Consider the following 23,956-nt stretch of genomic DNA (forward strand, 5'->3'; position numbering starts at 1 on the left):
GTAACAAGCCCCTAATGATCTGGTCGTCGGAAATAGTCGCTCCTACGGTGGGAGCGCACGAAACTGACAGATTGGATGGTCAATTGAACTGGCCGGTCACATTTAAGCATTCCCGGGCCGATTCGCCTAAGGCAACAAGTCCTCGAGACGGCCGTGCAAGCGCTGCGGCAGGTTTTCCTGAATCTCGATCACCGCACGGGCAATCGCACTCTGGAAGCCTTCGACCCCGGCCGAACCATGGCTTTTCACCACGATGCCCTGCAGCCCCAGAAAACTCGCCCCATTATGCCGCGCCGGGGCCAGGTCGGCCTGCAGGCGCCGCATCAGCGGTAGCGCCAGGGCGCCCACCAGGCGCGATGCCAGGGTGCGTCTGAACAACACTTCGATACGCGAGGCGATCATGCTCGCCAGGCCCTCGCTGGACTTGAGCAGGATATTGCCGACAAATCCGTCGCACACCACCACATCCGCTTCGCCTCGGTACAAACCATCGCCCTCGACAAATCCGATGTAGTTCAGCCCGCGCGCTTGCTGCAACAGCGTCGCGGCGAGCTTGACCTGCTGGTTGCCCTTGATGTCTTCGGTGCCGATATTCAACAACGCTACGCGCGGCCGTGCCACGCCCAGCGCTTCGGCGGCTACCGAGCCCATCACGGCAAACTGGAACAGGTGCTCGGCGCTGCAGTCCACGTTCGCGCCCAGGTCCAGCAACTGGCAATAGCCATTCTGCGTCGGAATCGCCGCCACCATCGCCGGACGATCAATCCCGGGCAGCGTCTTGAGCACATGCCGCGACAACGCCATCAAGGCCCCGGTATTACCCGCACTGACGCAGGCCTGCACCTTGCCGTCGCGCAACAGCTCCAGGGCCACCCGCATTGAAGAGTCAGGCTTGCCGCGCAAGGCCGCCGACGGCTTTTCATCCATCGTGATGGTTTCGCTGGCCGGCACAATGCTCAGGCGCGCGCGATCCACCGCCGGATGGCTGGCAATCAGTTCTTCAAGAAGGGAGGGTTGACCGACGAGGGTCAGGTGCAACGAGGGTGTAGCGCACAGGCTGGCAAGGCAGGCCTGAACAATGCTGCGGGGACCGAAGTCCCCGCCCATTGCGTCAATCGCGATGACGAGAGCAGACAAGTGATTACTCGTCAGCGCCCTTGTCGATCACTTTACGGCCACGGTATACGCCTTCTGGCGATACGTGGTGACGCAGGTGAACTTCACCAGTGGTCTTTTCCACGGACAGGGTGCTTGCCTCGAGAGCGTCGTGCGAACGGCGCATGTCACGGGCGGAGCGGGATTTTTTGTTCTGCTGAACAGCCATAATTGATTAACTCCTAAACGTTTGGGTCACGCTTTAACTGCGCCAATACACTGAACGGGTTGGACCGCGTTACCTCGTCCTCGCTCGGTTCGGGCTCGGCATCGAGGCCCGCCGGCTGCTGGCATTCTTCCGGATGATGAGCAGGCACAATGGGCAAGGCGAGCAGAAGCTCCTCCTCGATCAGTGCATGCAGATCCAATGGATCTTCGCCCAGTTCCAGCACGTCATAACCTTTCGGCAACGACTGGGTATTCGCACCCTCCTTCACCACGGCGTAACTGCATTCGCTGTGGATCGGCAGGGTGACCAGCTCAAGACAACGCTGGCAAACCATTTTGACTTCGGTGTCGATAAAACTGTGGATCACCACAGATTTACGTTCATCTCGTTCAAAATCGAATTTGGCCTGCACCGTACCGACAGTGTCGGAAAGCGGGTCGCAGAGTCTCTCCAAATCGGCCAGCAGCACTTCACCTTGAAGGGAGGTGCCACGATCAGCCAATTTGCGCGGGTCAACGTGAGGTGGAATCGGGTCATTCAACATAGGCGCAGCATTATAGGGATGCACCCAGCCATGTCAAAGGAAATTCAGCCCTGTGCGTCAGCCGGTCGCCCCGCTAGAATCGGCGGCTGCCTTGAGGAGACGTATATGCTGCCTTTATTACTCGCTTCCAGCTCGGTTTATCGCCGGGAACTGCTCAGTCGCCTGCATCTGCCGTTCATCTGCCGCTCGCCGGATATCGACGAAAGCCACGCTGCAAATGAGTCCGCCACAGACTTGGTCAAGCGCCTGGCCAAACAGAAAGCCCATGCCCTCGCCGCCAGCCACCCAGGCCACCTGATCATCGGTTCAGACCAGGTTGCCACGCTGGAAGGCCGCATCATCGGCAAGCCCCACACGTTCGAAAATGCGCGCGAGCAGTTATTGGCCGCCAGTGGCAAGCGTGTCAGCTTCCTCACCGGCCTGGCTCTGCTTAACAGCGAGACGGGGCACTGCCAGGTGGACTGCGTGCCGTTCACTGTGCACATGCGCGAACTGGATGCAACGCGCATCGAGCGCTACCTGCAGATCGAGCAGCCGTACGACTGCGCGGGCAGCTTCAAGGCGGAAGGGTTGGGCGTGAGCTTGTTCCAAAGCACCGAAGGGCCGGACGCGACCAGCCTGATCGGCTTACCATTGATTCGGCTGGTGGATATGCTGCTCAGCGAAGGCGTGCAAATCCCTTAAGAACACAACCAAATGCGGGAGGGAGCCAGCTCCGTCCCACATGTTGATCTACGGCAGACTTGAGATATTAACGCAGCGCCGGGCCCTGGAAGCCCATGTACAGCGCCAGTTTCTCAGCCACGCTGGCGCCTAGTTTCTTGGAGAAACGATCAAACGGCGATTCTTCAACGGTGAAGTCCACCAGTTCTTTCTCGCCGACCACATCCCGCGCTACCGAACTGGCACTGCCCAGTCCATCGACCAGGCCCAGCGGCAATGCTTGCTCGCCCGACCACACCAACCCGGAGAACAACTCCGGATGGTCTTTGTCCTTCAGGCGATCCCCACGCCCCTGCTTCACGCTGGCGATGAACTGGCGATGGGTGGTGTCGAGCACTCCCTGCCAGAACTGGGTTTCATCGGCCTTTTGCGGCTGGAACGGATCAAGGAAGGACTTGTGTTCGCCGGAGTTGTAGGTCCGACGTTCAACCCCCAGCTTCTCCATGGCTCCGACAAAGCCGTAACCGGCCGCCGTCACGCCAATGGAGCCCACCAGACTGGCCTTGTCGGCGTAGATCTGATCGGCTGCACTGGCGATGTAGTAAGCACCGGAGGCGCCAAGATCGGCGATCACCGCATACAGCTTGATATCGGGGTGCAGGCCGCGCAGGCGACGAATCTCGTCATACACGTAACCCGACTGCACCGGGCTGCCGCCGGGACTGTTGATTCGCAGGATCACGCCCTTGACCTTGGGGTCCTCGAACGCGGCACGCAGGCTGCTGACGATATTGTCGGCGCTGGCAGGCTCCTTGTCGGCAATCACCCCACGTACTTCGATCAACGCGGTGTAGTTGGCGCCACGGGTCGCGCTCTTTTCCATATCCATCAGCGGGCTGAACAGCGCCAGCATGATCAACAGGTAAGCAAAGGTCAGCAGCTTGAAGAAAATCCCCCAGCGCCGCGCACGCCGCTGCTCCTGGACACTGGCCAGGAGCGTCTTCTCCAGCAACTGCCAGCTCTTGTCGTCACCGCTTTGAGCCTTCTCAGGCGCTTTCCACTCGTCACTCATGCCATCAACCCCAGCAAAGACTTATTGGGCCCGACCAAGCCAGGCCTGCAATTGCGAAAAATGATCAATCGTGACCCTCGGCTCGTATTGCTGCAGCGCCTCGGCGGACTGGGCGCCATAACTGACGGCCACACTGTCCATGCCGGCGTTGCGCGCCATCATCAGGTCGAAGCTGGCATCGCCCACCATTAATGCCTGGCGCGGCGACACCCCGCAATGCGCCACGATCTGCTCCAGCATCAGAGGGTGAGGCTTGCTGGCGGTTTCATCGGCCGCGCGGGTGGCATCGAAATAATCCTCAAAGCCATGAGCCTTGAGCACCCGATCCAGGCCGCGACGAGCCTTGCCGGTAGCCACCGCCAGGTGATAACCATCGGCACGGAAAGCCTCAAGCGATTGCCGCACACCCTCGAACAGAGGCGAAGGCTCGGCCTCCAGTCCAATGTAGTGTTCGGCGTAATGTTCACGGAACGCCAGCAGCCCGCCATCGGATATCTGCGGATACAGGGTGCGAATCGCTTCCGGCAGGCCGAGCCCGATAATGCCCTTGACCGCCAGGTCGCTGCACAACTCGAACCCCGAGCGGGTCGAAGCCATGTGCATCGATTCGACGATGCGACCAATGGAATCGGCCAGCGTGCCGTCCCAATCGAAAATCAGCAGCTTGTAATCACGGTGCGACACTCAAACGCTCCACGGTCTTGGCCCACATCTCGTCAACCGGTGCCTGAAGCTTCAGCTCACCGCCATCGGGCAGCGGCACCGTCAGCATGTACGCGTGCAGGAACAGACGTTTGCCGCCCAGATCGCGAATCTCCCTGGAAAAATCTTCGTCGCCGTACTTGGTGTCACCGGCAATGCAATGACCCGCGTGCAGGGTATGCACACGAATCTGGTGGGTGCGGCCGGTGACCGGCTTGGCCTCGACCATAGTGGCAAAGTCACCGAAGCGGCGCAGCACCTTGAACAGGGTCAGCGCCTCCTTGCCCTCCTCGTCCACCTCGACCATGCGCTCGCCGGAACGCAGGTTGCTCTTCTGCAACGGCGCGCGGACGCTCTTGATCGAACTGGCCCAATTGCCGCGTACCAGCGCCATGTAACGCTTGTCCACGCCATCGCCGCGCAGAGCTGTGTGCAGATGGCGCAACATGCTGCGCTTCTTGGCGATCATCAGCAGTCCGGACGTGTCGCGGTCCAGACGGTGGACCAGCTCCAATTCCTTGGCATCCGGGCGCAACTGACGGAAGGCCTCGATTACGCCGAAGTTCAGGCCGCTGCCGCCGTGGACGGCAATCCCGCAGGGCTTGTTGATCACGATCAGCTTGCTGTCTTCAAAGACAATCGAGGCTTCCAGGCGTTGCAGCAGGCCCTGGGCCAGCGGTACGGGTTCGTCGCGCTCGGGCACGCGAACCGGCGGTACGCGGACGATATCGCCGGCCTGCAACTTGTACTCGGGCTTGATGCGCCCCTTGTTCACGCGCACTTCGCCTTTACGCAAGATGCGGTAAATCAAGGTCTTGGGCACGCCCTTGAGCCTGGCCAGGAGAAAATTGTCGATGCGTTGGCCGGCATATTCCGGCGAGACCTCAAGCAGCTGGACGCTGGGGGTCGGGGGGGTGGTAGTCGTCATGGCGGCGATGATAACAATTTTTTATGGAATTGAAGCACTTAATCATTGCTGCTATAGTCGCGAACGCCGCCAAAAGCGGCCTGGCCAGAGGACTTGCGGCAAACTGCCGGCCCTGACCATCGCAATTCATCAGGACGCGAGGCCGTCCTACGGGGCGTTCGCCACCTTGGAAAGCTCGGGATTGTAACAAGCGCAGGTGACATGAGGCCTGAAGCGAGCGCGGAAAGCAGAGTGAATACTCGCCTTCTGCGCCGATATTTACGGCCAGTTCACAAAGTGCAGTCAGTCTTGAGCCAGACCATGGCGAATGCTTCGGAAACAACGCCTGTTAAGAGCTGAGTGAGAGCGCAGTCGCTTTCATTCAGGCCTGTTTAGCCATGAGCGTGAACTCCCCATTGGAGTACACGGTAAATGCCAACCCGCTGCGGATTCTGCGCGCGGCAGCACCCGAATTATCAGGGATACGTGTAGGGTGGAGATGCACAACCGTCGGACCGTGTAGCACTAGGCTTATATTTAGACGCTTCATCTCGTCCACAGTCGCCGGTTGATTCCTCCTCCTGACCTTAGCTTTTGTTGAAGTGGTGCCTTTGTCACCACCGCTAACAAGCAGGACGCGTCCGTCGCATACCGGCCCAATTGGCCGATTTTGCTGGACACTGGAGTGGCCAACCACTCTTGACGCACCTGACACCGACCGTGAGAAGTCGTGTGTGCCGAACGCCGTTTCCGGCAGCCCGGAAACCGACGGTACAACATGAAAAGAATGCTGATTAACGCAACTCAACCCGAAGAGTTGCGTGTTGCACTCGTAGATGGCCAGCGCCTCTATGACCTGGATATCGAATCCGGTGCACGCGAGCAAAAGAAGGCCAACATCTACAAAGGCCGTATTACTCGCATCGAACCAAGCCTTGAGGCTGCCTTTGTCGATTTCGGCTCCGAGCGCCACGGCTTCCTGCCCCTCAAAGAAATCTCCCGCGAGTACTTCAAGAAAGCCCCCGAAGGCCGCGTAAACATCAAGGACGTCCTGAGCGAAGGCCAGGAAGTCATCGTCCAGGTCGAAAAAGAAGAACGTGGCAACAAGGGCGCCGCCCTGACCACCTTCATCAGCCTCGCCGGCCGTTACCTGGTCCTGATGCCGAACAACCCGCGTGCCGGCGGCATCTCCCGTCGCATCGAAGGCGAAGAGCGCAACGAACTGCGTGAAGCGCTCAACGGCCTGATCGCTCCAGCCGACATGGGCCTGATCGTGCGCACTGCCGGCCTGGGCCGCAGCAGCGAAGAAATGCAGTGGGACCTCGACTACCTGCTGCAACTGTGGACCGCCATCAAAGAAGCCTCCCTGGATCGCTCCGCGCCGTTCCTGATCTATCAGGAAAGCAACGTGATCATCCGCGCTATCCGCGATTACCTGCGCCAGGACATCGGCGAAGTGCTGATCGACAGCGTTGAAGCCCAGGACGAAGCCCTGACCTTCATTCGCCAGGTGATGCCGCAGTACGCCAGCAAGATCAAGCTGTACGAAGACAGCGTCCCGCTGTTCAACCGTTTCCAGATCGAAAGCCAGATCGAGACCGCTTTCCAGCGCGTGGTCGAACTGCCTTCCGGCGGCTCCATCGTGATCGACCCGACCGAAGCCCTGGTGTCCATCGACATCAACTCGGCGCGCGCCACCAAAGGCAGCGACATCGAAGAAACCGCCCTGCAGACCAACCTGGAAGCGGCTGAAGAAATCGCCCGCCAGCTTCGCCTGCGTGATATCGGCGGCCTGATCGTGATCGACTTCATCGACATGACCCCGGCCAAGAACCAGCGCGCCGTGGAAGAAAAAGTCCGCGAATGCCTGGAAGCCGACCGCGCCCGCGTGCAGGTTGGCCGCATCTCGCGCTTCGGCCTGCTGGAAATGTCCCGTCAGCGCCTGCGTCCATCCCTGGGCGAGAGCAGCGGCATCGTCTGCCCGCGTTGCAACGGCACCGGCATCATCCGTGACGTTGAATCGCTGTCCCTGGCGATCCTGCGCCTGATCGAAGAAGAAGCCCTGAAAGACCGCACCGCCGAAGTCCGCGCGCAAGTGCCGATCCCGGTGGCCGCATTCCTGCTCAACGAAAAACGCAACTCGATCACCAAGATCGAACTGCGCACCCGTGCCCGCATCGTGATCCTGCCGAACGATCACCTCGAGACGCCGCACTTCGAAGTACAGCGCCTGCGTGACGACAGCCCGGAAGCCCACAGCGGCCAGTCCAGCTACGAAATCGCCGCTGCCGCCGCGGAAGTGGAAGAAGTCCAGCCAGCCGCCGCCACCCGCACCCTGGTTCGCCAGGAAGCTGCCGTGAAGACCGCGCCGGCGCGCGCCAATGCACCAGTTCCGGTTGAAGTCACCGCACCGGCTGCAGCACCGGCCGCAATGCCTGAGCCGAGCCTGTTCAAAGGCCTGGTCAAGTCGCTGGTCAGCCTGTTCGCATCCAAGGAAGAGCCTGCCGCCGCCCCGGTCGTGGTTGAAAAGCCTGCCACCGAGCGCCCGGCGCGTAATGAAGAGCGTCGCAACGGTCGCCAGCAGAGCCGTAACCGCAACGGCCGCCGTGACGAAGAACGCAAGCCGCGCGAAGAACGTGCACCGCGTGAAGAACGCGCGCCACGCGAAGAGCGCCAGCCTCGCGAAGCCCGCGAAGACACGCCGACCGTAGCCCGTGAAGAACGTGCACCGCGTGAAGAGCGCGCGCCACGCACCCCACGCGCTCCGCGCGAAGATCGCAAGCCTCGCGGTGAGCGTGAAGAGCGCGTACGTGAACTGCGTGAGCCGCTGGACGCTGCTCCGGCCGTTGCCGCTGCCGCCGCCACCGAAGAGCGCCCGGCTCGCCCGCCGCGCGAAGAACGTGCGCCGCGTGAAGAACGCCAGCCTCGTGCCCCGCGTGAAGAGCGTCAACCGCGCGCCGAACAGGCCGCTGCCGCCAGCGAAGAAGAAGTGCTGACCGGCGAAGAGCAACTGCAGGAAGACGGCCAGGACAACGCCGAAGGCGATCGTCCACGCCGCCGCTCCCGTGGCCAGCGTCGTCGCAGCAACCGTCGTGAGCGTCAGCGCGACGCCAACGGCAACGTGATCGAAGGTTCGGAAGAAACCGGCGAACACACCGAAGCCGGTGCCCAGCAACCGACTGGCGACGAACTGGCCGCCGGCCTTGCCGTCACCGCTGCCGTGGCCAGCTCGGTTATCAGCGCACCAGCTGAAGCCCAGGCCCACGAGCAGGCTGAACGCGCAACCGCCGCTGTCGAAGAGACTGCTGTTGTGCAAGCCCCGGTTACCGAAACTGCGGCCGTTGAGCCTGCCGTGGTGGAAGCTCCGACGGTAGAAGCAACGACCCCGATCGAAGCCCCCGTGGTTCCGGAAGTGGAAGTAGCACCGGTTCGCGACGCCCAGCCGGTCACCGATGTGATAGCCGTTGAGGTTGCGCCGCAGGCTGAGCCTCAGGCAGTGGTGGAAGCAGCGATTGAAGCACCGGTCGCCGAAGAAGCCGCCCCGGCAGTGCGTGAAGTTCGCGAAGAACAGACCGCCTTCCAATGGAACGCTGAACCTGCCGCTCCGGTTGAAGCACCAGCGCCTGCCCCTGTGGCAGAAGAAGCACCAGCGCCGGTTGCCGAAAACGTGGTAGTCGAGCCGACGCCAGTCGTCGAGCCCGCGCCGGTCGTCGAGGCCCCTGTGGTCGCCGAGGTTGCAGCCCCAGTGGTTGAAGCCGCGCCAGTCACTGCCCTGACCGAAAATGGCCGCGCGCCGAACGACCCACGTGAAGTGCGTCGCCGTCGCAAAGAAGCTGAAGCAGCTGCCGCTGCGGCAGCTGCTCAAGCCTCGGTTGAACCGGTGGCAGAACCCGCCGCCCCTGTCGCTGACGAAGCCCCGCGCGTCGTCGAAGAAGCGGCAGAGCCCAAGGCCCAGGAAGCAGAGCACGAGCCTAAACCTCTCGCCTGATTCCATCAGCCACTAAAAAGCCCCGCCTGAGTGATCAGGCGGGGCTTTTTTGTATCGCTCAGCGGTAATTCAACAGCGCAGGTACGTCCACATCCCACAACACGCCCGGATCGTTCACCGGCACCTGGGTGACATCTGCCTGAGTGAACAAAGACCTGGCGCCGCGATCACCCGTCAACGCCATCAACCCCAGCCCGAAATCACGGCCAAAGGCCACAGGGTGCCCATAACGGCCGGCTTGCACAGGCACGCGGATGCCTTCTCTGGATAACCCGTGGATCACCTGCTCGATGCTGGATGCCTGGATAAACGGCATATCCCCCAGCAGCACCAGCCAGCCCTCGGCGTTATCACTGGCCGCGACGGCCGCCGCAAGGCTTTCGCCCATGCCGGCGGAGCACAACGTCAGGACTTGGCAGCCGTAGGCTTCAGCCAGCCGAATGACGTCGGTGCGCTCCGGCAGTGTCACGACCCAGCGCTCAACCACAGCGGCGGGTAGGTTGACCAGCACCTGCTCAATCACCGGCCGGGTCACACCGTCCAGCCCCACGCAGGGCGCCAGCAATTTGTCCTGGTCAGCCCCGGCTTCGGCGCGAAAACGACTGCCCTGCCCTGCCGCCAGCACTATCGCCGTGACGGTCACTCAGCCAGCACCGGCAAGGGTTTTTTCTGCATAGGCGCCACGCCGTTCTTGATCGCGACAATTTCCGCCATCAGCGACAAGGCGATTTCCGACGGCGTGTGACTGCCGATATGCAGGCCGATCGGCCCGTGCAACCGCGCAATCGCCTGCGCCGTCAGCCCCAACGCCGCCAGGTTGTCCCGGCGTTTCTGACTGTTGACCCGCGAGCCCAGCGCGCCGATGTAAAACGCACGGGAGTCCAACGCCGTCAGCAGCGCCATATCGTCCAGGCGCGGGTCGTGGGTCAGGCAGACGATAGCCGTACGCTCGTCGGTCTGGATGGACAGCACCGCTTCATCGGGCATGCCCGGCACGAAGCGCCCGTGCTGCGCCTCCCAGCCGTACACGAACTCTTCGCGGGGATCGCAGATGAGCACTTCGAAATCCAGCAAGCGCGCCATTTCCGCGACGTAGCGCGACAGCTGCCCGGCGCCGATCAGCAGCAGGCGCCAACGCGGGCCGTAGATGGCGCGCAGGCGTTCACCGTCAAAGCTCAGACCATCGGTTTTGGTGGCGCCGCTCAAGGTGACCTCGCCCGTGGTCAGGTTCAGCTCCCGTGCGACAATCTCATGGGCCTCGCAGCGTGCCAGCAGGTCGGCGACCCATTGCCAGTCCTGCACCCGCTCTTCGGTCAGGCGCAAGGTGCCGCCGCAAGGCAGACCAAAACGTGCGGCTTCGTCCTGGGTGACGCCGTAGGTCACTAACTGTACCGGCGGACCGTCGTCTACCAGGCGGCCGTCGTGCAGGCGGGCAATCAGGTCATCTTCGATGCAACCGCCGGATACCGAGCCGATCACCACGCCATCGCCGCGCAACGCCAACATGGCGCCCGGTGGGCGTGGCGCGCTGCCCCAGGTCTGGACCACGCTGTACAACACCACTCGCTGCCCGGCGCGGCGCCACTCCAGCACGCTACGCAGAACATTCAGATCCACACTGTCCATCAAGCCTCCCGCGGTCACTATCGCGCTCACTGTAAACCAAAAAATCGCCTGAAGTGCCGAGCCATAAACGCAAACGCCCCGAACATGTCGGGGCGTTTGTGCAAGGCTGGGGGCGTCAGTTCACGCCATCAGCGTCTTACTTGACCACCGGTGCAGGACCTTCGGCCACGCCCAGGTCATCGAGTTCACGGGATTCGGAAATACCGGTACCGCCCGACGCCAGCTCACTCTGCAGTTTATCGGTGTCCAGTTCCTTGACCCACTTGGCCACGACGATGGTGGCAACGGCGTTACCCACCAGGTTGGTCAGCGCACGGGCTTCGGACATGAAGCGGTCGATGCCCAGGATCAGCGCCAGACCGGCGACCGGCAGGTGGCCGACAGCCGACAGGGTCGCCGCCAGGACGATGAAGCCGCTGCCGGTCACGCCCGCAGCACCCTTGGAAGACAGCAGCAGCACCAGCAGCAGGGTGATCTGGTGGGTGATATCCATGTGGGTGTCGGTCGCTTGGGCGATGAACACGGCGGCCATGGTCAGGTAGATCGAGGTACCGTCGAGGTTGAAGGAGTAGCCGGTCGGGATCACCAGACCGACTACGGATTTCTTCGCGCCAAGACGCTCCATCTTGATCAGCATACGTGGCAGCGCGGATTCGGAGGAGGACGTACCCAGAACGATCAGCAGCTCTTCACGGATGTAGCGGATCAATTTCAGCACGCTGAAACCGTGGGCGCGGCAGATGGCGCCCAGCACCACGACCACAAACAGCACACAGGTGATGTAGAAGCAGATCATCAGCTGGCCCAGTTGCACCAGCGAACCCACACCGTAGGCACCGATGGTGAACGCCATGGCGCCCAGGGCACCGATCGGCGCGAGCTTCATGATCATATTGATGATGTTGAACATCACGTGGGCGAAGCGATCGATGAAGTCCAGCACCGGTTTGCCGTAGGCACCCAGGCGGTGCAGGGCAAAGCCGAAGATGACCGAGAACATCAATACTTGCAGGATATCGCCGTTGGCGAAGGCGCCGACGATGGTGTTCGGGATGACGTTGAGGATAAAGCCAACCACGCTCTGGTCTGCACCGGCGGTCACGTAGGCCGCGACTTTAGAAGCGTCCAGGGTGGCTACGTCGATGTGCATGCCGGCACCCGGCTGCACCACGTTCACCACCACCAGACCGATCAGCAGGGCAATCGTGGAGACGATTTCAAAGTAGAGCAGCGCGTAGCCGCCGGTCTTGCCCACCGATTTCATGCTCTGCATGCCGGCGATGCCGCTGACAACGGTACAGAAGATGATCGGGGCGATGACCATTTTGATCAGTTTGATGAACCCGTCACCCAGTGGCTTGAGGGCCACGCCGGTCTGCGGGTAGAAGTGACCGAGCAAGATACCGATAACGATTGCAACGATCACCTGGAAATACAGGGATTTGTAGAGTGGCTGACGAGTCGTCATTGCAAAATTCCTCAAACGTCCCGTGTGGCAAATATCCGCCATTGCCCACGACACTTGAATTGCGAACCCTCCTGCACTGGAGGGATTTGTTGTTTGTGAGGGCAGTGGGATAAATCTTTCACTGCCTTACCTGTCGACCTATCGCAAACGCCGTGCCACTTTGCATAAATCCGCTGAAGGCCTTTAGACACCGGGGCCGGCGGTTTCAAGCTGCCGCCAACGCAGATCAATACGTGGCGGTTTTCCGCCGCACCGCTCTGCAGTGCCCTGCAATTTGGCGGATATCCGCCTTGCCGCGCCCGCCGGGTGGTGGCTACCATCCGCCACTCCATGGACGAGGGCCCCGCATGCGTGAACGAACCATTGCCAGCCACTTTGCCCGCGCCGCTCTGGGGGGTGCGCGTCGGGCCGGTCATGACTATTCGGCCCTGCTGCAGCAGGTGGGCATCCCACAGGAACTGTTGACCGAACCCCGCGCCCGCATCGCGCCGGAGCAATTTACCCGGCTGCTGCAAATGCTCTGGCTGGCGCTGGACGACGAATACCTGGGGTTCGCCGATGGCCCCAGCAAACGCGGCACCTTCGCCATGATGTGCCACGCGTTGATCCACTGCCGCACCCTGGAGAAGGCTCTGGAACGCGGCTTACTGTTTTATAGCTTATTCCCGCAGGGCCCGCGTTGGCAGCTGACGCGCGAGGGCGAAATGGCGCGCCTGAGCCTGGACCATTCGCAACTCTGGGACCCGGACCACTTCCTCAGCGAGTGCCTGCTTGTGATCTGGCACCGCCTGGGCAGTTGGCTGATCGGCCAGCGTATCCGATTGCACCAGGCCACCTTCGCCTACCCCAGGCCGCCCCATGCCAGCGAATACGACCTGCTGTTCCCCTGCACCCAGGTGTTCGGTGCACCGCACAGCAGCCTGGTGTTTCCGGTGCGCTACCTGAGCCTGCCGTTGCTGCAGGACGAGCGCACCCTCAAGCATTTCCTCGCGCGCTCCCCGGCCGACCTGTTATCGCGCCCGGATGAAGGCGACAGCCTGAGCAGCCAGTTGCGCCGCCTGCTGAGCCGCGACCGCACGCCCTGGCCCGACCTGGAAGCGGTCGCCCAGCATCTGCATATCAGCCCGCAAACCCTGCGCCGGCACCTGCGCGAAGAAGGCACCAGTTTCCAGGCGCTCAAGGATGAATTGCGGCGGGACATCGCCATCTACCACCTGGGTCGGGCGGATCTGTCCTTGCAGCAGATCGCCGAGCAGTTGGGTTTTTCAGAACCGTCGGCGTTTCATCGGGCGTTCAAGAAGTGGACGGGGCTGACACCGGGCGCCTATCGGGCGCAGGAGAGCTAGCACTGCGTCGTGTGTGAGGGCCTCATCGGGGGCTTGCTATGGTGAGCGGGCTTGCCCCGTGCATGGCCAGCCCAGCCACTGAAGATCACACGGCGGGGAAGTGAATCCTGAACGCCGCGCCGCCCAGGGGTGAATCGTCCAGGGTCAGCCGCGCGCCGTAGCTTTCGATAATGTCCTTGACCACCGCCAGGCCGATGCCCTGCCCAGGATGCTGGCGGTCCAGGCGCTCGCCGCGTTGCAGGATGCGCGCCCGCTGGTCCGGCGGCACACCGGGGCCATCGTCTTCGATGCACAGTTCCGTGCCGTCTTCGTTTTCGATCAGGCTGATGCGCACCTGGCTCAGGCACAGGCGGTAGGCGTTCTCCAACAGATTGCCGAGCAACTCGAGCAAGGCCCCCTTCTCGATGGGCACGTCGCACGCCTGGGGCAACTGGAAGGAGACCGTCACTGCTTTGTCGCGGTACACCTTGCCCAACGTGTCGCACAGGCTCTGGACCACCGGTTCCAGGCGCACCTGATGGCGCACCAGGCCGCTCTTGCGCAGGCTGGCACGCTGCAGCTGGTAGCTGATCTGCTGGCTCATGCGTTCGATCTGCGTTTGCAGTACCCGGGCCTGATCGCGGTCTTCTGGGCGCTGGGCCATGTCTTCGCTCACGCCCTGCAACACCGCGAGCGGGGTTTTCAGGCTGTGGGCCAGGTCGTCGAGGGAATCGCGGTAACGCGTGCGTTGTTCGCGCTCGCTGTGCAACAAACGGTTCAGGGAACCGGTCAGACGCAGCAGTTCGCGGGGATGCTGTTCGGACAGGCTTTCGCGGGTACCGCCTTCGATCTGGTCCAGTTCCTGGCTCAACCGCCGCAACGCCTGCAGGCCCCAGGTCAGGCCCAGCCACAGCAGAGTCAGCAGCACCAGCAACGCCGCGCCGAAGCCCAGGTAGAGGTTTTCGCGCAGACCTTCGAGGGTCAACTGGTATTCGCGCACCGGTTGCAGGGCGACGATACTGAATGCCGCGCTCTTGCCGCCGAGCAGCTTGACCTCGACGTCATACACGAAGAATTCCTGGCCATTGGCCTCGCGAATCCTTGCAAACTCGTTGCCGCGCCCGTCATAGCGCGGTTTGTAATTGATGTTTTCTTCGCGGGTCGCGCGCGAGCGCCACACCAGGTGGCCTTCGCGGTCATAGATATAGCCCAGCAGCCGGCTGTCGGCGAGGTTGAAGCGTTCATCCGGCAGTTGCGCCGGCATCAGCAAATGGTTGTTTTCCACCCGCGCGGCGGAGATCAGCGTGGTCACATCCGACGCCAGGCGCTGCTCGATGGAATCCTGCAACGCCAGGCTGAACGCACCTTGCATCGCCGGCAGCAGGCCGAGCATAAACAGCACGGCCAGGGTGGCGGCCGCCAGCATCAGTCTCACACGTAACGAGCGAATCAACGGCAGCGCTCATTAAACAGATAGCCCAGGCCACGCACGGTGTCGATCGGCTTGAATCCGGCCGGGCCTTCCAGTTTGCGGCGCAGACGACCGACCAGCACTTCGATGACATTCGGGTCGCGCTCGTCATCATCCGGGTAGAGCTGTTCCATCAGGCGGTCCTTGGCGACCACTTGCTGGTGATGGCGCATCAGGTATTCGAGGATGCGGTATTCGTAGGCGGTCAGCGCCAAGGGCTGTTCGTCGAGGGACGCCTGCTTGCGGTTGATGTCCAGCAGCAACGGCCCGGCGACGATGGTGGACTGGGTAAACCCGCTGGAGCGGCGCAACAGTGCGTTCATGCGGGCTTCCAACTCTTCGAACTGGAACGGCTTGACCACATAGTCGTCGGCGCCGGCGGCCAGGCCTTCGACCTTGTCCTGCCAGTTGCCGCGCGCGGTGAGGATCAGAATCGGGAACGTCTTGCCCTTGGCGCGCAACTGGCGGATCAGGTCCAGGCCGCCCATGCCCGGCAGGCCCAGGTCGACGATGGCCAGGTCGTGATTGAACTGGCCGGTCTGGTACAAGGCCTCCTCGGCATTGGCCACGGCCTCAACCACATGGCCGCTGTCGGTCAGGCGGGTAAACAGGTGATGGCGCAGCAGCGCCTCATCTTCCACCACCAGCAATTTCATAGGGCTCTCCAAAGCGTATCAACTGTCCGACTGGGTGACATCATAGCGGCCCTGCAGGTCTTGCGGGCGCAGTTTGATGCCATTGAATTGACCGGTCAGCTGCGCATAACCGACGCGGTAGGCTGGCTGCGGGGTCGTCGCGCCCAAGGCCTGGCCCCACGGCGAGGTCTGGCTGCCCGCTTCTTCGAAGCTCACACGATGGATCAGGTTACTGGGCTTTCTGGTTTTCTCCCTGCCGAATTCGGCGAAGGCGCCCTCCGACGCCTGCGCTCCGGCAGCGGCACTCAGCAGGGTCAAGGCCAGCATCAGCTTTTTGATCGCAGTCATGGTGTTACCTCATACGCGTTTGGCTGTCCGGCCAGACTACGCAAGCGCCCCTGAACTCCCCCTGAACAGGCTCTGAACCTGGCCTGAACCGGCGCGGGCTATCCTGTGAGACGGCAACTGGGCAAAATACCGCCCCATGAATCTCCTACCCGCTTGCTGCACTCCGCTCGACGCCCGCTGGCCCCTGCCCGATCCACTGGCGGGCACGGTGTTGCTCAGCACCCGTTTCGATCCCGCGATGCTGGCGGTGGACGATTTTCAACGCTGCGCCGTGCCGCCACCGGCGAGCATCCAGCGTTCGGTCGCCAAGCGTCAGGCCGAATTCCTGGCCGGCCGCGTGTGCGCCCGCGCCGCCCTGCACCAGCTCGGTCATCCCGATTGCATCCCGGCGATCGGCGCAGATCGCGCGCCGGTTTGGCCCCCCTCTGTCAGCGGTTCCATCACCCACAGCACCGGGCACGCCGCCGCAATTGTCGGGCACACGGCGCAATGGCGCGGCCTGGGCATGGACCTGGAAAATCTGCTGAGTGCCGAACGGGCGCAACGCCTGGCCGGGGAGATTCTGACCACCGATGAACTGCAACGCATGGCCAGACTCAAGCCAGAGCAGGTCGCGCTGCTGGTGACACTGACGTTTTCGCTCAAGGAAAGCCTGTTCAAGGCGCTCTACCCGCTCGTGCACAAACGATTTTACTTTGAGCATGCCGAGCTGCTGGAGTGGTCTGACACAGGCCATGCACGCCTGCGGTTGCTCACGGACCTGTCCCACGAATGGTGCCAGGGTACGGAGCTGCAAGGCCAGTTTGCACTGGACGACGGTCAACTGCTGAGCCTGGTGGCCGTGCAGGCCCAGGCGTGCTGATCAGTGCGCGTGCTTATCCTGGTCCCTCGGCCAGCTCAGGCTGAAACACGCGCCGCCCAGGTTGTTGCTTTTGCTGATCAACGCTCGCCCGCCGTGCCAATAAATGATGCGCCGCACGATCGACAAGCCCAGCCCATGCCCGCCGGAAGCGCGGGTGCGGCTGTCGTCCAGGCGCAGGAACGGCGTGAAGATGCGCTCCCAGGCGCTTTCCGGTACGCCGGGGCCGTCATCTTCCACGTCGATACGGCAGCGTACCTGCCCTACCTGATAACTGATCAACACTTGGCTGCGGGCGTGACGCATGGCGTTGGTCACCAGATTCTGCAGCGCGCGGTGCAGGTAGCGCGGCTCGGCATCGACCCGGGCGCCGTCCCAAAGGGCCGATGACAGGCAAATGCCGCGACTGACGACGATAGTCGGGCGCAGTGGCGATAATTCGCCGATCACCTGATCGAGCAGCCCATCCAGGTCCACGCGCTGGAAATTCAGCTCCGGCGACCCCTGCTCCAGTCGCGCGTAGGTCAGCATTTCATCCACCAGGCCGTCCAGATCCTGGATATCACTGTCCATGCCCTCCAGGTATTTGCGGCGCGCTTCAGACGTAGCGGCCTCGCCAAGCATCTCCAGGCCAAAGCGCAGGCGCGCCACCGGCGTGCGCAGCTCATGGGACACCGCACGCACCAGTTCGCGCTGGATCGCCAGCAACTGCTGCAAGTGCTCGGCCATGCCATTAAAGGCCGCCGCCAGACGCCCGACCGAGTCCGCGCCCCGGGCCGGCACACGCACATGCAGGTTGCCCTTGGCGATACGCGTGGCGGCGGCTTCCAACCCTTTGAGCCGACGTTCCAGCTGGCGCACCAGGAAATACACGATCAGGCCGATCAGGGTCAGGCCGATCAAGGCGATCAGGATCAGCCATTGCGCCGGATACGGGTTCATCTGGTACAGCGGGCCGATCTCCAACACCCACGGCGTGCCGACCATGCCGGCAAACACACGGATCGAGTCGCCGCCCTTACCCAGCGCCATCACCGTATCGCCCTCGGAGACGCGCCGGCGCTGGTCGTCATCCATGTCGGCCTGGTCCAGGGTCATCAGGCGCATGTCGAAGCCAAAGCCTTTGGTCTCCTTTATAGCCGCCAGCCGTTGAGGCTGTTCCGCCACGGGATAGCGCACCAGTTCGTCGGACAGCAGGTAAATCGTCGCGCGCGCCAACTGTTCGCTGATTTGCTGCACTTCGCCGGTCAGTACCAGTTGTTCCTGCTCGCTGACTAACCGCACCACCCGCGCCGCATGCGGGCCGGTCTGTTGCACCAGCACCTGGCCGCGCTGCAGGCTGGTGCGCTGGCCCAGGTCCAGGCGGGCGTCGGCGAAGGTGCGCAACTCCAGCGGTATGCCGAGTAAACGCTCCCACACCGCCAGGGCGCGCTGGCGTTCGATGCGGTTCATGGGCTGAAGGTTGTCGCCCATCAGGGCAAATGTGCCGTGGGCCAGGCGCTCGCGGTATTGGTCGCTGCGCACCTCGTTGAGCAGGTGCAAGGCGAGCACGCCGAGCAGCGCCACCAGGATCAGTGCGGCACACATACCGCCATAGATGCGCAGGAAGATTGAGTTCACAGCTGCAGGTCGACGGCGGCTTCGGGGACGAACAGGTAGCCTTTGCTGCGGATGGTCTTGATCAGGCGCGGGTGGATCGGGTCGTCACCGATTTTAGGGCGAATGCGCGAGATGCGCACATCAATGGAGCGGTCCTGACCGTCGTAGCCGACGCCGCGCAGAGCGATAAAGATTTCTTCGCGGGACAGAATGCGTCCGGCATTCGCGACCAATAGCCACAGCAGGTCGAATTCGGCGCTGGTCAGTTCGATACCGGCGTCATGCAGCCACGCCTCACGCAACGCGCTGTCCACCACCAGCGGGCCGAATTGCAGGCGCCGCTCAAGCGCCAAGGCCTGCGCTTGCGCCGGCTCGCTGCGGCGCAACAGCGCCTGGATCCGTGCCAGCAGCAGGCGCGGGCGTACCGGTTTGCACACATAATCGTCGGCCCCCAGGTCCAGGCCCAGCACCTGGTCCATATCGTCGGTGCGCGCGGTGAGCATCAGGATGACGCCGTCGTAGTGCTCACGCACCTTGCGACAGATGCTCAGGCCGTCTTCGCCGGGCAGCATCAGGTCGAGGATCACCAGGTCCGGCTGCTCGCGGATGATGCGCTCGGCCGCCAGCGCCCCATTGCCTTCCACTGCGACCCGCAGACCGTTGCTTTGCAGGTAATCGCGCGTCAGCTCGGCCAGTCGCTCGTCGTCCTCGACGATCAGGATGTGCCAGGCGTCGTGCTCCATCAGCTACCTCGGTTGTATTTATTATTGGAGCGAGCGCGCTCGCGAAAAGCCCAAAGGGCCGCAAGCACGCGCCTTAAGTTGTCATGTGGCGCGGACAAACTAGCGCCGATTGTAGCCATGGGCCAGCCCTCAAACACAAGGCGGGAAATCCATTCGGTGATCGTGTTTTTTTGTGATAGGGTTCGCGCCCTTCGAAAAGGGCACCCTGGTTTTTTGGACGAAACATTTCATGACAAACGGTCCGACGCAGTGGTAACGCGGCCTACAAGACCATTGCACCTTTCATACACATTTTACCCACAGCGTTATCCACAGGTTACTGCGTTGCTAAGCCCTCCAAAACGCATTATCTTGTAGCTCGGCGGCATCGAAGACCCTACATGTAGCGTTTTCGACCTAAGCGCCCAACCACACAAGTGGCTCGAAACTCAAGCGCTTTATTTGTTAGTGCAGCGTGGAACCAACCGATTTTCAGTAGACCAAACCGCTCACGCGGATGGCACCTGTTTCTCCATCCCGATATGGAAAACGGTACGGGTGTTGCAGGAAGAGCCTGGCACTCGCAATCAAATATAGAACGTGGAGACATCCCCCCATGCAAACCGACACAACTCGCGAGAACCCGCAGGGCTCCGTGCCGCAGGCCGCCGATTCGACTATGGATCTGTCCGCCACCGCACCTGGCCAGCTGCGCGTGATCAAGCGTAACGGCACTGTCGTTCCTTACACCGATGACAAAATCACCGTCGCCATCACCAAAGCGTTTCTTGCAGTTGAAGGCGGCACCGCTGCCGCTTCGTCGCGCATCCACGACACGGTTGCCCGCCTGACCGAACAAGTCACTGCGACCTTCAAGCGCCGCATGCCTTCGGGCGGCACCATCCACATCGAAGAAATCCAGGACCAGGTCGAACTGGCCCTGATGCGTGCCGGCGAGCAGAAAGTGGCTCGCGACTACGTGATCTACCGCGATTCGCGCGCCAAGGAACGTGCCGTGCGCACGCCCGCCGAAGAAGCGGCGGTACAAGCGCACCCGTCGATCCGCATCACCCTGGCCGACGGCAGCTTCGCGCCGCTGGACCTGGGCCGCCTGAACACCATCATCACCGAGGCCTGCGAAGGCCTGGAAGAAGTCGACGGCGACCTGATCCAGCGCGAAACCCTGAAGAACCTGTACGACGGCGTGGCCCTGACCGACGTCAACACCGCCCTGGTGATGACCGCCCGTACCCTGGTTGAACGCGAACCGAACTACTCGTTCGTGACCGCGCGCCTGCTGATGGACACCCTGCGTGCCGAAGGCCTGGGCTTCCTGGGCGTGGCCGACAGCGCCACCCACCACGAAATGGCCGAGCTGTACGCCAAGGCCCTGCCTGCGTACATCGCCAAGGGTATCGAATTCGAATTGCTGAACCCGGTCCTGGCCACTTTCGACCTGGAAAAACTCGGCAAGGCGATCAACCACGAGCGTGACCAGCAGTTCACCTACCTGGGCCTGCAGACCCTGTACGACCGTTACTTCATCCACAAGGACGGTATCCGTTTCGAACTGCCGCAAGTGTTCTTCATGCGCGTGGCCATGGGCCTGGCGATCGAAGAGAAGCACAAAGAAGACCGTGCGATCGAGTTCTACAACCTGCTGTCGTCCTTCGACTACATGTCGTCGACCCCGACCCTGTTCAACGCCGGTACCCTGCGTCCACAGCTGTCGAGCTGCTACCTGACCACCGTGCCGGACGACCTGTCGGGCATCTACCACGCGATCCACGACAACGCCATGTTGTCCAAATTCGCCGGTGGCCTGGGCAACGACTGGACGCCGGTGCGCGCACTGGGTTCGTACATCAAGGGCACCAACGGCAAGTCCCAGGGCGTCGTACCGTTCCTGAAAGTGGTGAACGACACCGCCGTAGCGGTCAACCAGGGCGGCAAGCGCAAAGGCGCTGTGTGTGCCTACCTGGAAACCTGGCACATGGACATCGAAGAGTTCATCGAGCTGCGCAAGAACACCGGTGATGACCGTCGTCGTACCCACGACATGAACACCGCCAATTGGATCCCGGATCTGTTCATGAAGCGCGTCTTCGATGACGGCAAGTGGACCCTGTTCTCGCCCTCCGAAGTACCGGACCTGCACGACCTGACCGGCAAGGCCTTCGAAGAGCGCTACGAGTACTACGAAGCCCTCACCGAGTACCCAGGCAAGGTCAAGCTGTTCAAGACCATCCAGGCCAAAGACCTGTGGCGCAAGATGCTGTCCATGCTGTTCGAAACCGGCCACCCATGGCTGACCTTCAAGGACCCGTGCAACCTGCGCAGCCCGCAGCAGCACGTGGGCGTGGTCCACAGCTCGAACCTGTGCACCGAGATCACCTTGAACACCAACAAGGACGAGATCGCCGTTTGCAACCTGGGCTCGATCAACCTGCCGAACCACATCGTCAACGGCAAGCTGGACACCGCCAAGCTGGAGCGCACCGTCAACACCGCCGTACGCATGCTCGATAACGTGATCGACATCAACTACTACTCGGTGCCGCAGGCGCAGAACTCCAACTTCAAGCACCGCCCGGTGGGCCTCGGGATCATGGGCTTCCAGGACGCTTTGTACCTGCAGCACATTCCTTACGGTTCGGACGCTGCGGTCGAGTTCGCCGACAAGTCCATGGAAGCGGTCAGCTACTACGCGATCCAGGCTTCCTGCGACCTGGCCGACGAGCGCGGCGCCTACGAGACGTTCCAGGGTTCGCTGTGGTCCAAGGGCATCCTGCCGCTGGATTCGCAACAGATCCTGATCGAAGCCCGTGGCCAGAAGTACATCGACGTTGACCTGAACGAAACCCTGGACTGGGCACCGGTACGTGCTCGTGTGCAGAAAGGTATTCGTAACTCCAACATCATGGCCATCGCACCGACCGCCACCATCGCCAACATCACCGGCGTGTCGCAGTCGATCGAACCGACTTACCAGAACCTGTATGTGAAATCGAACCTGTCGGGCGAATTCACCGTGATCAACCCGTACCTGGTGCGCGACCTCAAGGCCCGCGGCCTGTGGGACTCGGTCATGATCAACGACCTGAAGTACTACGACGGTTCCGTGCAGCAGATCGAGCGCATCCCGCAGGAACTCAAAGAGCTCTACGCGACTGCGTTCGAAGTGGACACCAAGTGGATCGTTGACGCCGCCAGCCGTCGTCAGAAGTGGATCGACCAGGCGCAATCCCTGAACCTGTACATCGCCGGCGCTTCGGGCAAGAAGCTGGACGTGACCTACCGCATGGCTTGGTACCGTGGCCTGAAAACCACTTACTACCTCCGTGCCCTGGCCGCGACCAGCACCGAGAAGTCGACCATCAACACCGGTAAGCTGAACGCAGTGTCCAGCGGCAACCACGGTGATGATTCGGTACTCGCCGCCCCGGCCGGCCCGGCGCCAGTGCCAAAGGCCTGCGCGATCGACGAGCCGGATTGCGAAGCTTGCCAATAAGCTGAGCCCGCTGGGTTAACCAGCCCCCGTTATGCTTATCGCATACCGGGGGCTTTGTTTTGCCGGATGAACAGCGCCGCGACTAGAACAAGACGGTTGCAATACCCGATCGAGGCATGCCGCCGCGTTTGCCCCACAACTCAATACGGCCCTCAATCACGGCCATCGAATGACCGTCGTATTCCACCGTCCCCACCTTGCTGCTTCTCAAGTCAGCACCGGTTGCCGGCCGGTAACGTCCCCTCAAACCCAAACGATCCAGCCCTTCACGCGAGTGTTCACCATCGTTGAGGCTGTTCATGGCCGCCTGAAAACTGCGTCCGGCGCTACCATCGTTGTTTTCCATCTGCGCCCGCTTGGCGCTCGCGGCATACATGAAGTTGGCATCGGTCATCATTGCCGGGTCATCGCCCTTGAAACGCGCATGAGTGGCCGCCTGCCTCACTTCATCCTTGGACAAAGACAGCTGGAAGCCGTCACGCATGGTCACTTCATAGCCGTTGCCAACCTCCTTGACCTCTTTGAAAACGTCCGTAGGTTTTTGGCCGTACTGCATCATTGCAGCCTTTATTGCCGATACCGTCACGCAATTGCCGTCAGGCCCCTGGCTGAACCCACTCCAGATATTGTTCGGCTTCTGCCCGGGGCTGCTCGTGTCGGGCTTGTAGTTATAGTGCCTTGAGCCTTCGGTAATCGGCTTGTGGCTCATCGACTCGCTGGGACCGAACCCGCCGCGGCCAGGAAAATGACCGCCGCCACCGCCACCGCCGCCACCAGGCGATGGGGGCGCGGGAGAAGGAGAAGGCGCATCCGGAAACAAATCCGGAAACAGCATCTTCAACAGCTCAAGCCATCGCCGGGACCATTCGTCCTTGAGTTGCTCGAGGATCTTCTTGAACGCCTCGTCCCCCAGCGCTTTGCGCTTCTCGTTGAGCTTGTCGCGTAGCTCCCGGACGGTCTGGCTCTTGCCGGTACTTTGGGCGTCGTCCAGTTCCTTGAGCAGTGCTGCGACGGCGTTCTTAGTTGCGCCCGCGTCCTCGCTGATATCGTCTGTCGCGCCCTTGCCGCTCAAATAAAGCGGTGCCGCTGCAGCGGCCCCGGCAAAACCCACCTGCCACTGATTTCCCATCGCTGTCCCCACCCCAGATCACAAGCTCAACGGCTTGCCGCCTCCTGGGTGGCATTGAGGGCG

The 23,956-nt window shown here is 62.0% G+C and carries 20 protein-coding genes; 5 read left to right on the forward strand and 15 right to left on the reverse strand.

Going from position 1 to position 23,956, the window contains the following annotated elements; translation table 11 throughout:
* Positions 1-126: 126 nt before the first annotated feature.
* The 3 genes from plsX to PSH94_RS19130 are packed head-to-tail and all read right to left on the reverse strand — an operon-like array spanning position 127 to position 1,868.
* Positions 127-1,137 (reverse strand): phosphate acyltransferase PlsX, encoded by a 1,011-nt coding sequence (plsX, locus tag PSH94_RS19120; RefSeq protein WP_305435568.1) that lies wholly within the window; start codon positions 1,135-1,137, stop codon positions 127-129.
* 4 nt (positions 1,138-1,141) lie between these two features.
* Positions 1,142-1,324 (reverse strand): 50S ribosomal protein L32, encoded by a 183-nt coding sequence (rpmF, locus tag PSH94_RS19125; protein ID WP_003179396.1) that lies wholly within the window; start codon positions 1,322-1,324, stop codon positions 1,142-1,144.
* 13 nt (positions 1,325-1,337) lie between these two features.
* A complete protein-coding gene (locus PSH94_RS19130; RefSeq protein ID WP_181081171.1) occupies positions 1,338-1,868 on the reverse strand; it encodes a YceD family protein in 531 nt (176 codons plus the stop codon).
* Positions 1,869-1,973: 105 nt separating this feature from the next.
* Here PSH94_RS19130 and PSH94_RS19135 point away from each other — a divergent pair, with 105 nt between their 5' ends.
* Positions 1,974-2,552 carry a nucleoside triphosphate pyrophosphatase gene (locus tag PSH94_RS19135; protein ID WP_305435569.1) on the forward strand — a complete coding sequence of 193 codons (579 nt, stop codon included), beginning with the start codon at positions 1,974-1,976 and terminating at the stop codon, positions 2,550-2,552.
* Positions 2,553-2,619: 67 nt separating this feature from the next.
* Here the strand turns inward: PSH94_RS19135 and PSH94_RS19140 are convergent, their stop codons facing one another.
* Genes PSH94_RS19140 through rluC form a run of 3 tightly spaced genes read right to left on the reverse strand, consistent with a single transcriptional unit; the run spans position 2,620 to position 5,233 of the window.
* A complete protein-coding gene (locus PSH94_RS19140) occupies positions 2,620-3,603 on the reverse strand; it encodes a S49 family peptidase (RefSeq protein ID WP_253509005.1) in 984 nt (327 codons plus the stop codon).
* A 21-nt stretch (positions 3,604-3,624) separates the two neighbouring features.
* Positions 3,625-4,287, reverse strand: a complete 663-nt coding sequence (locus tag PSH94_RS19145) for an HAD-IA family hydrolase (RefSeq protein WP_305435570.1) — start codon at positions 4,285-4,287, stop codon at positions 3,625-3,627.
* Positions 4,274-5,233, reverse strand: coding sequence for a 23S rRNA pseudouridine(955/2504/2580) synthase RluC (gene rluC, locus PSH94_RS19150; protein WP_181081175.1), 960 nt, complete (start codon positions 5,231-5,233; stop codon positions 4,274-4,276). The genes PSH94_RS19145 and rluC overlap by 14 nt, the downstream gene beginning before the upstream one ends.
* Positions 5,234-5,990: 757 nt before the next feature.
* On the opposite strand from rluC, the gene rne reads away from it, so the two are divergent.
* On the forward strand, positions 5,991-9,200 hold the full coding sequence (gene rne, locus PSH94_RS19155) for a ribonuclease E (protein ID WP_370694736.1): 3,210 nt from the start codon (positions 5,991-5,993) through the stop codon (positions 9,198-9,200).
* A gap of 58 nt (positions 9,201-9,258) precedes the next feature.
* On the opposite strand, the gene PSH94_RS19160 is transcribed toward rne, so the two are convergent.
* The 3 genes from PSH94_RS19160 to PSH94_RS19170 form a co-directional block, all read right to left on the reverse strand.
* On the reverse strand, positions 9,259-9,843 hold the full coding sequence (locus PSH94_RS19160; protein ID WP_305435572.1) for a nucleotidyltransferase family protein: 585 nt from the start codon (positions 9,841-9,843) through the stop codon (positions 9,259-9,261).
* A complete protein-coding gene (locus PSH94_RS19165) occupies positions 9,840-10,826 on the reverse strand; it encodes an XdhC family protein (RefSeq protein WP_253509012.1) in 987 nt (328 codons plus the stop codon). The genes PSH94_RS19160 and PSH94_RS19165 overlap by 4 nt, the downstream gene beginning before the upstream one ends.
* 136 nt (positions 10,827-10,962) lie before the next feature.
* Entirely contained in the window at positions 10,963-12,294 is a 1,332-nt protein-coding gene (locus tag PSH94_RS19170; protein ID WP_181081179.1) for a dicarboxylate/amino acid:cation symporter, read from the reverse strand.
* A gap of 347 nt (positions 12,295-12,641) precedes the next feature.
* Between PSH94_RS19170 and PSH94_RS19175 the strand changes: the two genes are divergently transcribed.
* Positions 12,642-13,640, forward strand: coding sequence for an AraC family transcriptional regulator (locus PSH94_RS19175; protein ID WP_181081180.1), 999 nt, complete (start codon positions 12,642-12,644; stop codon positions 13,638-13,640).
* A gap of 85 nt (positions 13,641-13,725) precedes the next feature.
* On the opposite strand, the gene PSH94_RS19180 is transcribed toward PSH94_RS19175, so the two are convergent.
* The 3 genes from PSH94_RS19180 to PSH94_RS19190 are packed head-to-tail and all read right to left on the reverse strand — an operon-like array spanning position 13,726 to position 16,073.
* Positions 13,726-15,072 carry an ATP-binding protein gene (locus PSH94_RS19180; protein ID WP_181081181.1) on the reverse strand — a complete coding sequence of 449 codons (1,347 nt, stop codon included), beginning with the start codon at positions 15,070-15,072 and terminating at the stop codon, positions 13,726-13,728.
* On the reverse strand, positions 15,069-15,746 hold the full coding sequence (locus PSH94_RS19185; protein WP_181081182.1) for a response regulator: 678 nt from the start codon (positions 15,744-15,746) through the stop codon (positions 15,069-15,071). Before PSH94_RS19185 ends, PSH94_RS19180 begins: the two co-directional genes overlap by 4 nt.
* Before the next feature lie 18 nt (positions 15,747-15,764).
* Complete coding sequence (locus PSH94_RS19190) at positions 15,765-16,073, reverse strand: hypothetical protein (RefSeq protein WP_181081183.1); 309 nt, start codon at positions 16,071-16,073, stop codon at positions 15,765-15,767.
* A gap of 136 nt (positions 16,074-16,209) precedes the next feature.
* On the opposite strand from PSH94_RS19190, the gene PSH94_RS19195 reads away from it, so the two are divergent.
* The gene (locus tag PSH94_RS19195; protein WP_305435573.1) at positions 16,210-16,935 is read left to right on the forward strand and encodes a 4'-phosphopantetheinyl transferase; all 726 of its coding nucleotides are present in this window, start codon (positions 16,210-16,212) and stop codon (positions 16,933-16,935) included.
* Here the strand turns inward: PSH94_RS19195 and PSH94_RS19200 are convergent, their stop codons facing one another.
* Positions 16,936-18,552: an ATP-binding protein gene (locus tag PSH94_RS19200; RefSeq protein WP_285428087.1), complete on the reverse strand. Its 1,617-nt coding sequence runs from the start codon at positions 18,550-18,552 to the stop codon at positions 16,936-16,938.
* Positions 18,549-19,274, reverse strand: a complete 726-nt coding sequence (locus PSH94_RS19205) for a response regulator (RefSeq protein ID WP_305435574.1) — start codon at positions 19,272-19,274, stop codon at positions 18,549-18,551. Before PSH94_RS19205 ends, PSH94_RS19200 begins: the two co-directional genes overlap by 4 nt.
* 595 nt (positions 19,275-19,869) lie before the next feature.
* On the opposite strand from PSH94_RS19205, the gene PSH94_RS19210 reads away from it, so the two are divergent.
* The gene (locus PSH94_RS19210) at positions 19,870-22,764 is read left to right on the forward strand and encodes a ribonucleoside-diphosphate reductase subunit alpha (RefSeq protein ID WP_141155820.1); all 2,895 of its coding nucleotides are present in this window, start codon (positions 19,870-19,872) and stop codon (positions 22,762-22,764) included.
* Positions 22,765-22,846: 82 nt separating this feature from the next.
* On the opposite strand, the gene PSH94_RS19215 is transcribed toward PSH94_RS19210, so the two are convergent.
* On the reverse strand, positions 22,847-23,893 hold the full coding sequence (locus tag PSH94_RS19215; protein ID WP_305435575.1) for a hypothetical protein: 1,047 nt from the start codon (positions 23,891-23,893) through the stop codon (positions 22,847-22,849).
* Positions 23,894-23,956: the final 63 nt, after the last annotated feature.

Origin of the sequence: Pseudomonas sp. FP2254 (genome assembly GCF_030687695.1) — a bacterium.
Classification (GTDB): Bacteria; Pseudomonadota; Gammaproteobacteria; order Pseudomonadales; family Pseudomonadaceae; genus Aquipseudomonas; species Aquipseudomonas quebecensis.